Genomic DNA, 14,200 nt, shown 5'->3' with positions numbered 1-14,200 from the left:
CCGCCACCGTCGCCATGGCCGCTACCAGTGCCGTGACCGCCGCCGTCACCGTCGCCATGGCCGCCACCGGTGCCGTGGCTACCGCCACCGTCGCCATGGCCGCTACCAGTGCCGTGACCACCGCCGTCACCGTCGCCATGGCCGCCACCGTTGCCGTGGCCACCGCCACCGTCGCCATGGCCGCCACCGTTGCCGTGACCACCGCCGTCACCGTCGCCATGGCCGCCACCGTTGCCGTGACCACCGCCGTCACCGTCACCATGGCCGCCACCGTTGCCGTGACCACCGCCGTCACCGTCGCCATGGCCGCCACCATTGCCGTGACCACCGCCGTCACCGTCGCCATGGCCGCCACCATTGCCGTGACCACCGCCATCACCGTCGCCGCCACCGCCACCGCCGTGGCCACCATGGCCACCACCCGAAGTTCCGCCACCCGAAGTACCGCCACCCGAAGTGCCGCCACCCGAAGTACCGCCACCCGAAGTACCGCCACCCGAAGTGCCGCCACCCGAAGTGCCGCCACCCGAAGTACCGCCACCCGAAGTGCCGCCACCCGAAGTGCCGCCACCCGAAGTGCCGCCACCCGAAGTACCGCCACCCGAAGTGCCGCCACCCGAAGTGCCGCCACCCGAAGTGCCACCACCCGAAGTGCCGCCACCCGAAGTGCCGCCACCTGAGGTACCTCCGCCTGAACCACCATCGCCGGACGCATTGCCTCCGCGGCCCGTGCCGCTCGTACCGCCGGAGGTTCCACTTGTCGTTCCACCGACACCGGCAGGTCCGACGGCGCCGTTCCCGTTATTTCCGCTGCTAGCGCTACCACTGCCTCCACTGCCGCTCCCGCCAGCACTGTTACCGCCGACGCCATGGCCCGCATAGACATGTACCGCGCACGCAGCCGGATTGGCGGCGCACGACGATGCGTCTTCGACCAGTGTCATGATGGTGTCTGCGCTGGCGTTCGCGTCGGGCGCGGAGTCAGGCGTCGCGTTCTGCGCGACAGCATACGAGCAGCAGCACGCAAACGCGGCTGCGGCCAGCAAGGTCACGCGATGGCTCCGTCCCGCCGGGCGGAACGGCTGTTTCGTCTTTTGCATCATGGCCTCCCCATACGCGCGATGCCTCGTCGCCGCGCGACTAGCTACGTGTGGTGCAGGGGGGCGAAAAAGATTCGTAGTCCTTTTTAACGGCCGATCGCCTTCGGGCCGGCGCTTGACGTCAGCCGCGAACGCGGATCGGCACGCGGGCCCGCCGTGCGAACCGGTATTTGCGAGATTCGTGCCATCAGCCGCTTATGCCCGTGGCGCAAGGCGCACGCAGGCACGCGACGGCGCACGCAACGTCGTTGGGGGGAGTTTTGTTTCCGGAATGAAACGTCTGAGCGTTGCTCAGCGCGCCGGCGCGTCGGCCGCGCGTTGCCAGCGGTGGAACAGGATCGATGCGATCCAGCAGACGAGGAACAGCGCGACGATGCCGTAGCCGATCGAGCCGAAGCGTTCGCCGAGCGCATCGAGCGTGTCGCGCACGGGGCCCGTCAGCGACAGCTTGTCGGCCAGCAGCCCGGCCGCCTCGATCCCGCCGATCGCAAGCGCGACGGCCGCCGACACGAACGTGATGCTCGCGTTGTAGAGCAGCTTGCGCTGCGGATCGTCCATGGCCCAGCCGTATGCATGAATCATCAGGACGTTGTCGGTCGAGTCGATCAGCGTCATGCCGGCGGTGAAAAGCGCGGGAAACAGCATGACCGTATAGACCGGCAGCCCCTGGCTCGCCTGCGCGGCGGCAATTGCGAGCAGGCCGATTTCGGTTGCAGTATCGAAACCTAGACCGAACAGCACGCCGACCGGATACATGTGCCAGCTCTTCGACACGAACCGGAACAGCGGGCGCAGCAGCCGCGACACGATTCCGGCCGGACGGTGCACATGCGCGGCGCCGCCGTGCACGTGCACCGGCGCGCTGCGATAGCGCCGCCACACGTCGCGCAGGATCAGCAGGTTCACGCACGCGAGCACGAGCAGGAAGGTCGCCGACACCGCGGTGCCGATCATGCCGCCGATCTCGCGGAACGCATCGAACCGGTCGCGCAGCGCGAACGCCGTCAGCGCGATGCCGAGCGTCGCGGCGATCACGATCGTCGAATGGCCGAGCGAGAAGAACAGGCCGACGCTTACCGGACGCTGGCCGTCCTGCATCAGCTTGCGTGTCGCGACGTCGATCGCGGCGATGTGATCGGCGTCGACCGCATGACGCAGCCCGAGCCCGTACGCGATCGCCGCGGTGCCGAGCAGCAGCGGATGGTCGCGCAGCACCGCGAGCGCCCACAGCCAGACGGCGACGTTCGCGGCGATCAGCCCCGCATAGAGGGTCAGCAGGCGGCGCAGGGCAGGGGTGGGCGGCATCGGGCGGGTTCCATCTGACGATTCGCCATCCATTGTGGCATGCGAAAAAAATGCCCGGCGTGCCGATCAAAAAGCCGTGAACGCCGGGCGCTCCGGAAGAAAAAAAGCCCGTCCGGAACCGGACGGGCTTTGCCTGCCTGCGACAGGGCGCGAGCGCCCAGCGCTTACTTGGTCTTCGCGCTGATCACGCCTTCCGATACGTTCGCCGGCGTTTCCGCGTAGTGCTTGAACTCCATCGTGTAGGTCGCGCGGCCCTGCGTCGCCGAGCGCAGCGACGTCGAATAGCCGAACATCTCCGCGAGCGGCACTTCGGCGCGCACGAGCTTGCCGCCGCCGCCCGCGATGTCCTCCATCCCCTGCACGATGCCGCGCCGGCTCGACAGGTCGCCCATCACGTTACCCATGAAGTCTTCCGGCGTTTCCACTTCCACGGCCATCATCGGCTCGAGCAGCACGGGCTTCGCCTTGCGCATCGCTTCCTTGAACGCCATCGAACCGGCCATCCGGAACGCGTTTTCGTTCGAGTCGACGTCGTGGTACGAGCCGAACGTCAGGTGCACCTTCACGTCGACGACCGGGTAGCCCGCGAGCACGCCGCTCTTCAGCGTTTCGGTGATGCCCTTGTCGACGGCCGGGATGAATTCGCGCGGAATCACGCCGCCCTTGATCTCGTCGAGGAATTCATAGCCCTTGCCGGGGTTCGGCTCCAGCGTGATCACCGCGTGGCCGTACTGGCCGCGGCCGCCCGACTGCTTGACGAACTTGCCCTCGATGTCGGACGCCGTCGTGCGCACCGTCTCGCGATACGCGACCTGCGGCTTGCCGACCGTCGCTTCGACGCCGAACTCGCGCTTCATCCGGTCGACCAGGATTTCGAGGTGGAGCTCGCCCATCCCCGAAATGATCGTCTGGCCGGACTCTTCGTCGGTCTGCACGCGGAACGACGGATCTTCCTGCGCGAGGCGATTCAGCGCGAGGCCCATCTTTTCCTGGTCGGCCTTCGTCTTCGGCTCGACGGCCTGCGAGATCACCGGCTCCGGGAATTCCATCTTCTCGAGAAGGATCGGCTTGGCCGGATCGCACAGCGTGTCGCCGGTGGTCGCTTCCTTCAGGCCGACGGCCGCCGCGATGTCGCCCGCGCGCACTTCCTTGATTTCCTTGCGCTCGTTCGCGTGCATCTGCAGGATCCGGCCGAGCCGTTCCTTCTTGTCCTTCGTCGCATTGAGCACCGTGTCGCCGGATTCGACGACGCCCGAATACACGCGGAAGAAGATCAGCTGGCCGACGAACGGGTCGGTCATGATCTTGAACGCGAGCGCCGAGAACGGCTCGTCGTCGCTCGGATGACGTTCCGCCGGCTTTTCCGGATCGACGAAATCGTGGCCGAGGATCGCCGGCACGTCCACCGGCGACGGCAGGTAGTCGATCACCGCGTCGAGCATCGCCTGCACGCCCTTGTTCTTGAACGCGCTGCCGCACAGCATCGGCACGATCTCGTTGGCGACCGTGCGCTTGCGCAGCGCGGCCTTGATCTCGCCCTCGGTCAGCGATTCATGGTCGTGCAGGTACTTCTCGAGCAATTCCTCGCTCGCTTCCGCCGCGGCCTCGACCATCTTCTCGCGCCATTCGTGCGCGAGCTCGACGAGGTTCGCGGGGATGTCCTCGTACGAGAACTTCACACCCTGGCTTTCGTCGTCCCACACGATCGCCTTCATCTTCACGAGATCGACGACGCCCTGGAAATGATCTTCCGCGCCGATCGGAATCTGGATCGGCACGGCGACGCCTTTCAGGCGCTCGCCGATCTGCCGCTGCACGCGGAAGAAATCGGCGCCGACGCGGTCCATCTTGTTGACGAACGCGATGCGCGGCACCTTGTACTTGTTCGCCTGGCGCCACACGGTTTCGGACTGCGGCTGCACGCCGCCGACCGAGTCGTAGACCATGCACGCGCCGTCGAGCACGCGCATCGAGCGCTCGACCTCGATCGTGAAGTCGACGTGCCCGGGCGTGTCGATGATGTTGATCCGGTGTTCCGGATAGTTGCCGGCCATGCCCTTCCAGAAGGCCGTGGTCGCAGCCGACGTGATCGTGATGCCGCGTTCCTGTTCCTGCTCCATCCAGTCCATCGTGGCCGCGCCGTCGTGCACTTCACCGATCTTGTGGCTCACGCCGGTGTAAAACAGGATGCGCTCGGTCGTCGTGGTTTTGCCGGCATCGATGTGAGCGCTGATTCCGATATTGCGATAGCGCTCGATGGGGGTTTTGCGGGGCACGTGAACCTCCTTAGGTTCGAATCGTAAGCGGGCTGGCTGGGCCGGCCCGAACTGGAACAAGCGAGACTTAAAGCATAGCGCTTGCGCACGGCTTTTGCAGATGCGGCCGGCGCCGGCGGAATCAAGGTGCGCGCCGCCGCCGGCGGGCGAAAAAAAAGCCGGCGCGCAACGGGCGGCCGGCTTCGTTCGGCGCGAGGCCGCGGCGGTGGCCGTTACTGGGCCTTCGGCAGGCCGTCGAGCTTCATGCCGGGCTTGATGCCCTTCGCCGCGAACCAGCCCTTGCTCATTTCGAGCGCATAGACGCCGTTGTTGCGCGGGCAGTGGTTGTCGGTCGTCTCGGCCTTCATCTCGTCGATGTCGGTGATCGTGCCGTCCGCGCGGATGAACGCGATCGCCAGCGGGATCAGCGTATTCTTCATCCAGAAGCAGTGCACGGCATTCTCGTTGAACACGAACAGCATGCCTTCGTTCGGCGCGAGCTGCGAACGGTACATCAGCCCCTGTTCGCGGTCGGCGTCGTTCGCGGCGACGGCCGCGTCGATCACGTACATGCCGGCGCGCAGCTTCACGCGCGGGAACTCGCTCGGCTGCTTGGCGCCGGGCGGCATCTGCGCGCTGGCGGCCTGCATGCCGAGCGCGAGGACGGCGAGCGCGGCGGGAAACACGGCGGCGCGCGCAAGGCGGCCGAGCGACGAGCGCAGGGAGAATTGCACAGCAAGGCTCCTATCTGGAAAACGAGACCCGCATGGTACGCGATGCTTGCCGGCGGGCACAAAAAAGAAAAAGGCAGATCGCCTTGCGGTGACCTGCCTTTCAACGCCGTAAGAACGGCAAGACTGCGTGTTCTTGACTGCGTTATTACAACTAGCTTGCTTAGTTCGAAGCAGCTGCCGGTGCTTCGGCTTCGCTAGCAGCCTTCTTAGCTGCGTGGTGCTTCTTAGCTGCGTGGTGCTTCTTGTGCGTTGCCTTCTTAGCCGGTGCCGAAGCAGCTTCTGCCGGAGCAGCAGCAGCCGGAGCGGCCGGAGCCGAAGCTTGTGCGAAAGCAGCCGTTGCGAAGAGACCAGCGACCAGAGCAGCGATCAGTTTGTTCATGTTGTGTTCCTCAGCTTTTAGTTAATTAACCAAATGACCCGGCAATAGGAGTCATGTCGTCTAACGGTGCCATCCACCTTTCGGTTGACAGACGCTCCAAGAAATTTCTTTTTGCGCTGCGGGCGCCGAATCGTATTCGAATAAAACGTCGCTTTCGTGACGCAAACACGGGTTCGGCTGCCAATGCCGGATAGCTAAGGTTGGCATCTGCGTGGTTTAACGCGCGATCTTCGCAGGCGGTTGACGAAAAAGATGACGAAAAAAAAGTTCGTCCCGAATTCGTCATCCGGCGTGCGCGAAACCGTCCCACGGCGCGCGCGGCGGCAGCGCAATTGTTTCACCTGGCGCAATGCCGAGGGCGAATATGTCCAGCGCGCCGATGCCGACCCGCACCAGGCGCAACGTCGGGAAGCCGACGGCCGCCGTCATCCGGCGCACCTGCCGATTCTTGCCTTCGGTGATCGCGAGCTCGATCCAGGTCGTCGGGATCGCGGCGCGGTAGCGGATCGGCGGGTTGCGCGGCCACAGCGCATCGGGCGGATCGATGAATTCGGCGCGGCACGGGCGCGTCACGTAGTCGCCCAGGTCGACGCCGCGCGCGAGCGCCTTCAGGTCGGCGGGGCCGGGCGCGCCCTCGACCTGCGCCCAGTAGCGCTTGACGAGCTTGTGGCGCGGCTCCGCGATGCGCGCCTGCAGCGCGCCGTCGTCGGTGAGCAGCAGCAACCCCTCGCTGTCCGCGTCCAGCCGGCCGGCCGCATAGACACCGGGCGTTTTTACCCAGTCGCCGAGCGACGGCCGCGTCTCGTGCGCGGAAAACTGGCAAATCGTGCCGAACGGCTTGTTGAGGGCGATCAGGTTCATGGCGGGGCGCCCGCCCGGCGCGCCGCGGGAAGCGGGGCGGGCGGTCTATGGCAAATGGCGGAATCTTAATGCATAATACGGAACGGCAAGTCCTCTGTCTTATATAAGACATAAGTGAGGTCTTGATACGCAGTGCCGCGCTTCGTGCCGAAGTGCCCGGTTGGGGCGCTAGAATAGCGGCTCGCTGTTGCCGTTACGGGGTGGCCATGCCGCGCCCCCGCCGCGCGCGCAGCTTCGACCAGCATCACCTGCTCAGCCACGTCACTGGAGTCGATCATGCCGTATCAGCACATCAAGGTTCCGGAGGGCGGTGACAAGATCACCGTCAACAAGGACTTCTCGCTCAACGTTTCCGATCAGCCGATCATTCCCTATATCGAAGGCGACGGTACGGGCTTCGATATCACGCCGGTCATGATCAAGGTCGTCGACGCGGCGGTCGCGCACGCCTACAAGGGCAAGCGCAAGATCCACTGGATGGAGATTTTCGCGGGCGAGAAGGCGACGAAGGTGTACGGTCCGGACGTGTGGCTCCCGGACGAAACGCTGCAGGTGCTGAAGGAATACGTGGTGTCGATCAAGGGGCCGCTCACGACCCCGGTCGGCGGCGGCATCCGTTCGCTGAACGTCGCGCTGCGCCAGGAACTCGACCTGTACGTGTGCCTGCGTCCGGTCCAGTACTTCAAGGGTGTGCCGTCGCCGGTGCGCGAGCCGCAGAAGATCGACATGGTGATCTTCCGCGAGAACTCGGAAGACATCTACGCGGGCATCGAATGGGCCGCGGGCTCCGAGCAGGCGAAGAAGGTGATCAAGTTCCTGCAGGACGAGATGGGCGTGAAGAAGATCCGCTTCCCGGAAACCTCGGGGATCGGCGTCAAGCCCGTGTCGACCGAAGGCACCGAGCGTCTCGTGCGCAAGGCGATCCAGTACGCGATCGACAACGATCGCAAGTCGGTCACGCTGGTGCACAAGGGCAACATCATGAAGTTCACGGAAGGCCTGTTCCGTGACGCCGGCTACGCGCTCGCGCAGAAGGAGTTCGGCGGCGAGCTGATCGACGGCGGCCCGTGGATGCGCGTGAAGAACCCGAGGACGGGTAACGAGATCGTGATCAAGGATTCGATCGCCGACGCATTCCTGCAGCAGATCCTGCTGCGCCCGGCCGAATACGACGTGATCGCGACGCTGAACCTGAACGGCGACTACATCTCCGATGCACTGGCCGCGCAGGTCGGCGGCATCGGCATCGCGCCGGGCGCGAACCTGTCGGATTCGGTCGCGATGTTCGAGGCGACCCACGGCACGGCGCCGAAGTACGCGGGCAAGGATTACGTGAACCCCGGTTCCGAGATCCTGTCGGCGGAAATGATGCTGCGCCACCTCGGCTGGACGGAAGCGGCCGACACGATCATCGCCTCGATGGAGAAGTCGATCCTGCAGAAGCGCGTCACGTACGATTTCGCGCGGCTGATGGAGGGCGCGACGCAGGTGTCGTGCTCGGGCTTCGGCGAAGTGCTGATCGAGAACATGTAAGCCCCCTTCCGGGGTGGGCCGGAGCGTTTCCGGCCGCCCCGGCGCTTGCTGCCGGCGCCGGGGCGTTTCGTGATGGCAGGTTGGTTGGCGGGGCGGTCCGGCATGCGGCCCGGAGGCCCTGCAAGGTAGAACATGACGGCCCTCGCAACACCACCGCCCGGCTGAGCCGGCGCGCCCCTTTCGCGACCGACCCGGTCGCTCCCCGCCGGTTACCGCCGGCGCTCCTCAGTTCAACAATCACGTAGCAATGCTTTGACCATGTCCACTTCGCCCAAGATCATCTACACCCTCACCGACGAAGCGCCCGCGCTCGCGACCTATTCGCTGCTGCCGATCGTCAAGGCCTTCACGCGCTCGTCCGGCGTCGCCGTCGAGACGCGCGACATCTCGCTCGCCGGCCGCATCATCGCCGCATTCGCAGACGCCCTGCCGTCGGAGCAGAAGGGTTCCGACGATCTGGCCGAGCTGGGCCAGCTCACGCTGAAGCCGGAAGCGAACATCATCAAGCTGCCGAACATCAGCGCATCGGTGCCGCAACTGAAGGCCGCGATCGCCGAACTGCAGGCGCAGGGCTACGCGCTGCCGGCCTATCCGGAAGATCCGTCGACGGACGAAGAGAAGGCCGTCAAGGCCCGCTACGACAAGATCAAGGGCAGCGCGGTGAACCCGGTGCTGCGCGAAGGCAACTCCGACCGCCGCGCGCCGCTGTCGGTCAAGAACTACGCACGCAAGCATCCGCACAAGATGGGCGCCTGGCAGGCCACGTCGAAGGCACACGTCGCGCACATGAGCGAAGGCGACTTCTACGGCAGCGAGAAGTCGGCGCTGATCGCCGATGCCGGCAGCGTGAAGATCGAACTCACGACGACCGACGGCGCGAAGAAGGTCCTGAAGGAAAAGACGGCCGTGAAGGCCGGTGAAGTCGTCGACGCATCGGTGATGAGCCGCAACGCGCTGCGCAGCTTCATCGACGCGCAGATCGCCGACGCGAAGGCGCAGGGCGTGCTGTTCTCGGTGCACCTGAAGGCGACCATGATGAAGGTCTCCGATCCGATCCTGTTCGGCCATTTCGTGTCGGTGTTCTACCGCGACGCGCTCGCGAAGCACGCGGACGTGCTGGCGCTGGCCGGCTTCAACCCGAACAACGGGATCGGCGACCTGTACGCGCGCCTGAAGGACCTGCCGGCCGACACGCGCGAAGCGATCGAAGCCGACATCAAGGCCGAATACGCGGTGCGCCCGCGCCTCGCGATGGTCAACTCGGACAAGGGCATCACGAACCTGCACGTGCCGAGCGACGTGATCGTCGACGCGTCGATGCCGGCGATGATCCGCGAGTCGGGCTGCATGTGGGGCCCGGACGGCGAACTGTACGACGCGAAGGCCGTGATCCCGGACCGCTGCTACGCGGGCGTCTACCAGGCCGTGATCGAGGACTGCAAGCAGCACGGCGCATTCGATCCGGTCACGATGGGCAGCGTGCCGAACGTCGGCCTGATGGCGCAGGCGGCCGAAGAATACGGTTCGCACGACAAGACGTTCCAGATCCCGGCGGACGGCGTCGTGCGCGTCACCGATGAAGCCGGCAACGTGCTGCTCGAGCACGCGGTCGAGTCGGGCGACATCTGGCGCATGTGCCAGACGAAGGACGCGCCGGTGCAGGACTGGGTCAAGCTCGCGGTGAACCGCGCGCGCGCGACCGGCGCCCCGGCCGTGTTCTGGCTCGATCCGGCGCGCGCGCACGATGCGCAGATCATCGCGAAGGTCGAACGCTACCTGAAGGATCACGATACCAGCGGTCTCGACATCCGGATCCTGACGCCGGTCGACGCGACGCGTTTCTCGCTCGAGCGCATCCGCGCGGGCAAGGACACGATCTCGGTCACCGGCAACGTGCTGCGCGACTACCTGACCGACCTGTTCCCGATCATGGAGCTCGGCACCAGCGCGAAGATGCTGTCGATCGTGCCGCTGATGGCCGGCGGCGGGATGTTCGAAACGGGGGCGGGCGGCTCCGCGCCGAAGCACGTGCAGCAGTTCGTCGAGGAAGGCTTCCTGCGCTGGGATTCGCTCGGCGAATTCCTCGCGCTGGCTGCGTCGCTCGAACACCTCGGCCACGCGTACCAGAACCCGAAGGCAGTCGTGCTCGCGAAGACGCTCGACCAGGCGACCGGCAAGTTCCTGGACGAGAACAAGTCGCCGGCGCGCAAGGTCGGCGGCCTCGACAACCGCGGCAGCCACTTCTACCTGTGCCTGTACTGGGCACAGGCGCTCGCCGAGCAGACCGAGGACGCCGCGCTGAAGGCGCAGTTCGAAGGCGTGGCGAAGGCGTTGTCGGACGCCGAAGCGCGCATCCTGGAAGAGCTGGCGGCCGCGCAGGGCACCGCGCAGGCCATCGGCGGCTACTATCGCCCGAACGTCGACCTGACGAGCCAGGCAATGCGCCCGAGCGCGACGCTGAACGGCATCGTCGACGCGATCGCCTGACGCGGGCCGCGCAATCGCGCGAGCCAACGTGCATGCCGGCGTGGCGGGTTTTGCCGTCCGCCGCGCGACGCAAAAGCAAAACGCCCCGGATGCCCGGGGCGTTTTTCCTGGCGGGCTTGCCATTCAGACGTGAACGATTTCCCACTCGGCGATTTCGTGCGGCACTTCGAGCGTCGCCGTGTCCAGTTCGGACAGTTGCTCGCAGTCTCCGCGGGAGATATGGTCGGCCGCTACTTCGGGGCACGAGAACGCGCCGAGCAGGGCGTTGCCGAACGTCGCTTCCCAGCCGCCGTTACCCGGCAGGATGTAGAACGACCCGAGCGCTGAACCAAAGCGAAATCCCTTCATTTCCGTTCTCCCTTTCTGATCACAAGCGATTCTGTTGTGCCGCCCGCCGGCTCGGCCGGCTGTGGCTCGACTGGCTCCTTGCGCCGGGTTCGGTATCGAACGTCGTGGCGAAGCGTCAGTGAATGGAACAAAGTCTACGTCCGGCGCGCAGCCGGATGGTGCGCGTAGAACAGCTTCTCGAAACAAAAATTCATGTTTAAAAACATGGCGTTATTTCTTTCGTTTTGTATTGCGGAACGTTTTTTGGCATCGCGAAACGGGAAATTTGTGCCCTGCACCACGAATTTTTACAACGCAGGGACTTGTTCCGCATCGTGAAATATTGGCGGTTTCGAGAATCGATGACGCGACGAGCGCCAAAGTGGGGCCGAACGGCGGGCGTCGGGCGCCCAGCCGGATGTCGCAAAGGCGTGGATGAGTGCGGGCTGCGGCTCGCCGGCGCCGGGGAGTGCATCGCCGATCGACGCTGCCGGTCGATGCGCGTCGACTGGCAGCGCGGCCCTGCGGCGTATCGCCACCCGCCTGGCGGCGGCGTTTTTCGATCGGGGCCTGCGGTTATGATGACGCGGGCATCGGGTTTCGCGTCGCGCATCGGCGTTCCGGCTGGCCGGCGCGCGCGTTGCGGCGGTCGCGCGACACAGCATGGATAACGAGGAACGATTGATGATACGGAGAACCTTCCTGTCGCGCGCCATCGGCGTCGCGGCCGCGTCGCTGTTTGCGCGTACCGCGTGGGCGCAGCATGCCGGTCATGCGGGCATGGGCGGCATGGACCAGATGGACGACATGCCCGGCATGTCGGGCATGTCAGGGATGGCGGGGCACGGGCAGCATGGCAAGCCTGCACCGGCCGCGCTCGCGGCCGCCGACGCGCTGCCGGCCGGCGCACCGCTTGCGGCGCTGCGCACGCTCGCGAACGAAAGCCGCGAGCCCGGCACGTTCCGGGCCACGCTGGTGGCGCAGCCCGTGGCGCGCCCGATGCTGCACGGTGCGCGGCCGACCCCGTTCTGGCAGTTCGGCGCGGGCACGCAGGGCCCCGTCGTCGGTCCGCTGATCGACGTGCGCGAAGGCGACACGGTCGAGATCCGGTTCGTGAACAAGCTGCCGCAGCCGTCGACGATCCACTGGCACGGCCTGCCCGTGCCGCCCGACCAGGACGGCAACCCGTCCGATCCGGTCGCGCCCGGCGCGTCGCGCGTGTATCGCTTCACGCTGCCGAAGGGGAGCGCCGGCACCTACTGGTACCACCCGCATCCGCACATGATGACGGCCGAGCAGGTGTTTCGCGGGCTGGCCGGCCCGTTCGTGGTGCGCGCGGCGGACGATCCGCTCGCCGGCTGGCCCGAGCGCAACCTGTTCGTGTCGGACCTGAAGCTCGCGCGCGACGGCACGATCGCGCCGAACGACATGATGGACTGGATGAACGGCCGCGAGGGTCAGTTCGTGCTGGTCAACGGCGCGCGCCGGCCGCGGATCGACGTCGCGGGCGACGAGCGCTGGCGCGTGTGGAATGCGTGCAGCGCGCGCTACCTGCGCATCGCGTTCGACGATGGCCGCGCGTTCGAACACGCGGGCACCGACGGCGGGCTGTTCGACGCGCCGCGCCGCGTCACGTCGCTGCTGATCGCGCCGGGCGAGCGAGCGGAGCTGCTGGTGCGCGCCGGCGATCGCGCGTCACGCGCCGTGCTGCAGGCGGCCGAATACGATCGCCGCAAGATGGCGATGTCGCACGACGACGGTCACGGCAGCCTGCCGCCCGATCCGGCGCTGGCGCTGGCCGACGTCGCGTTTGCGCCTGCTGCCGCACGCGAGCGGCCCGCCACGCTGCGCGCGGTGCCGCCGCTGGGCGAACCGGTTGCGCACAAGACGGTCGCGTTCGGCGAGGAAATGGACATGGATGCGATGATGAAGGGTGCGGCACACGGCCGTCCGGCGGGCATGCGCTTCACGATCAACGGCGAGACCTACGCACCGCACCGTGCGACGCTGACGAGCCGCCGCGGCGACGTCGAGCGCTGGGAGATCCGCAATGCCACCGATATGGATCACCCGTTCCACTTGCACGGCACGCAGTTCCAGGTGATCGAGCGCGCGTCGGACGGCTCGCGCGCGAGCGAACCGTTCCGCGCATGGCGCGATACCGTGAACGTACGTAGCGGCGAAACTGTGACGATTCTCGTCACACAAGACATGCCCGGCGAGCGCATGTTTCATTGCCACATTCTCGAACACGAGGATCTCGGCATGATGGGCACGCTGAAGGTCGTGTAACGAAACGGTGAATGTGTTTCACGTGCGGGATGAGTATCTATTCTGCGTGCGTGACAAGACAATACGTGTTCAATTATCGGGATTGAACAAAAAGGCCGGCCAATCGATTATCAATTGGCCGGCCTGAAAAAAAAGAAACCCGGCGCATTGCGCCGGGTTTCTTCGTCCGATATCCGATGCCTTATGCGGCCTGGATGTTCGACGCTTGCTTGCCCTTCGGTCCTTGAACGACGTCAAAGCTCACCTTCTGGCCTTCCTTCAACGTCTTGAAGCCATTCATGGTGATAGCCGAGAAGTGCGCAAACAGATCCTCACCGCCCTCGTCGGGAGTGATGAAACCGAAGCCCTTCGCGTCGTTGAACCACTTAACGATACCAGTTGCCATACCTACTTCCCCTGTCACACAGTCGCTGCTACTTACCACGAGCACGCTCGAAAAGCTAAACGACCTGAAAATGCAGCCGTTCCCCCCTCACAAGCTCACCTCGGCCTCTTTCATTTTGCCAACTGGCAATTTGAAAAAAGTGCCAGCTTGATTGTTGGCGCTCTTTATTGGAGTGTCAAGAGGAATTTTTAGACGGTTAGAGGGTCGTTGTAAAGAACCCATTTTCAGGGTTTTTCCGGCTTTGCTTTGCAGCATGCGGCCAAGCGCGGGGACTTGAAAAGCCGCATAATCGGCTCATATACCAGGCTCGAGTGACACGCGTTCGAGTCGTCCCGGCTTGTGGGATACTGGATGCGGATGCGACGTTCCGGTGCGATTCCCCCTGAAGGTTCGTGTTCCGCGCCACGCGTGAAAGCCGGCACCGCAGCCGGCTTTCGTGTGGCGCGAGAGCGATCGCGTGTTCCGGGATTCCGGGGAGGGCGCCGGCCGGTCGGTCGGGTAATGGCAGGATTGCGGGCCTGTCCGAGTTGTTTAGAATGGGT

The 14,200-nt window shown here is 65.4% G+C and carries 12 protein-coding genes; 4 read left to right on the top strand and 8 right to left on the bottom strand.

What is annotated here, in order from left to right:
- On the bottom strand, positions 1 to 421 hold a 421-nt coding region (locus BFF94_RS33550), incomplete at its 3' end, for a hypothetical protein (protein WP_219140314.1).
- Here BFF94_RS33550 and BFF94_RS33545 point away from each other — a divergent pair.
- Complete coding sequence (locus BFF94_RS33545; protein ID WP_219140313.1) at positions 411 to 680, top strand: hypothetical protein; 270 nt, start codon at positions 411 to 413, stop codon at positions 678 to 680. The two genes, BFF94_RS33550 and BFF94_RS33545, sit on opposite strands and share 11 nt — an antisense overlap.
- Positions 681 to 1,391: 711 nt before the next feature.
- On the opposite strand, the gene BFF94_RS33540 is transcribed toward BFF94_RS33545, so the two are convergent.
- The 5 genes from BFF94_RS33540 to BFF94_RS33520 all read right to left on the bottom strand — a co-directional run bounded on the left by BFF94_RS33540 (position 1,392) and on the right by BFF94_RS33520 (position 6,634).
- The gene (locus BFF94_RS33540; RefSeq protein WP_201260390.1) at positions 1,392 to 2,405 is read right to left on the bottom strand and encodes a HoxN/HupN/NixA family nickel/cobalt transporter; all 1,014 of its coding nucleotides are present in this window, start codon (positions 2,403 to 2,405) and stop codon (positions 1,392 to 1,394) included.
- Between the two features lie 164 nt (positions 2,406 to 2,569).
- The gene (gene fusA / locus BFF94_RS33535) at positions 2,570 to 4,681 is read right to left on the bottom strand and encodes an elongation factor G (RefSeq protein WP_128843299.1); all 2,112 of its coding nucleotides are present in this window, start codon (positions 4,679 to 4,681) and stop codon (positions 2,570 to 2,572) included.
- 212 nt (positions 4,682 to 4,893) lie between these two features.
- Positions 4,894 to 5,394 carry a DUF192 domain-containing protein gene (locus BFF94_RS33530; protein WP_219140312.1) on the bottom strand — a complete coding sequence of 167 codons (501 nt, stop codon included), beginning with the start codon at positions 5,392 to 5,394 and terminating at the stop codon, positions 4,894 to 4,896.
- A 160-nt stretch (positions 5,395 to 5,554) separates the two neighbouring features.
- Entirely contained in the window at positions 5,555 to 5,773 is a 219-nt protein-coding gene (locus tag BFF94_RS33525; RefSeq protein WP_072444916.1) for a hypothetical protein, read from the bottom strand.
- 282 nt (positions 5,774 to 6,055) lie between these two features.
- Entirely contained in the window at positions 6,056 to 6,634 is a 579-nt protein-coding gene (locus BFF94_RS33520) for a pseudouridine synthase (RefSeq protein ID WP_128843300.1), read from the bottom strand.
- A gap of 276 nt (positions 6,635 to 6,910) precedes the next feature.
- Here BFF94_RS33520 and icd point away from each other — a divergent pair, with 276 nt between their 5' ends.
- A complete protein-coding gene (gene icd, locus BFF94_RS33515; protein WP_128843301.1) occupies positions 6,911 to 8,167 on the top strand; it encodes an NADP-dependent isocitrate dehydrogenase in 1,257 nt (418 codons plus the stop codon).
- A 258-nt stretch (positions 8,168 to 8,425) separates the two neighbouring features.
- Positions 8,426 to 10,654 (top strand): NADP-dependent isocitrate dehydrogenase, encoded by a 2,229-nt coding sequence (locus tag BFF94_RS33510; protein WP_128843302.1) that lies wholly within the window; start codon positions 8,426 to 8,428, stop codon positions 10,652 to 10,654.
- A 123-nt stretch (positions 10,655 to 10,777) separates the two neighbouring features.
- Here the strand turns inward: BFF94_RS33510 and BFF94_RS33505 are convergent, their stop codons facing one another.
- Complete coding sequence (locus BFF94_RS33505; RefSeq protein WP_006490888.1) at positions 10,778 to 11,002, bottom strand: hypothetical protein; 225 nt, start codon at positions 11,000 to 11,002, stop codon at positions 10,778 to 10,780.
- A gap of 663 nt (positions 11,003 to 11,665) precedes the next feature.
- Between BFF94_RS33505 and BFF94_RS33500 the strand changes: the two genes are divergently transcribed.
- Complete coding sequence (locus BFF94_RS33500; protein WP_219140311.1) at positions 11,666 to 13,273, top strand: multicopper oxidase family protein; 1,608 nt, start codon at positions 11,666 to 11,668, stop codon at positions 13,271 to 13,273.
- 181 nt (positions 13,274 to 13,454) lie between these two features.
- On the opposite strand, the gene BFF94_RS33495 is transcribed toward BFF94_RS33500, so the two are convergent.
- Positions 13,455 to 13,658, bottom strand: coding sequence for a cold-shock protein (locus BFF94_RS33495; RefSeq protein WP_006478030.1), 204 nt, complete (start codon positions 13,656 to 13,658; stop codon positions 13,455 to 13,457).
- Positions 13,659 to 14,200: the final 542 nt, after the last annotated feature.

The organism is Burkholderia catarinensis (genome assembly GCF_001883705.2).
Lineage (GTDB): Bacteria > Pseudomonadota > Gammaproteobacteria > Burkholderiales > Burkholderiaceae > Burkholderia > Burkholderia catarinensis.
The sequence above is the reverse complement of the archived record's forward strand: the minus strand, read 5'-3'. Positions and strand labels throughout refer to the sequence as shown.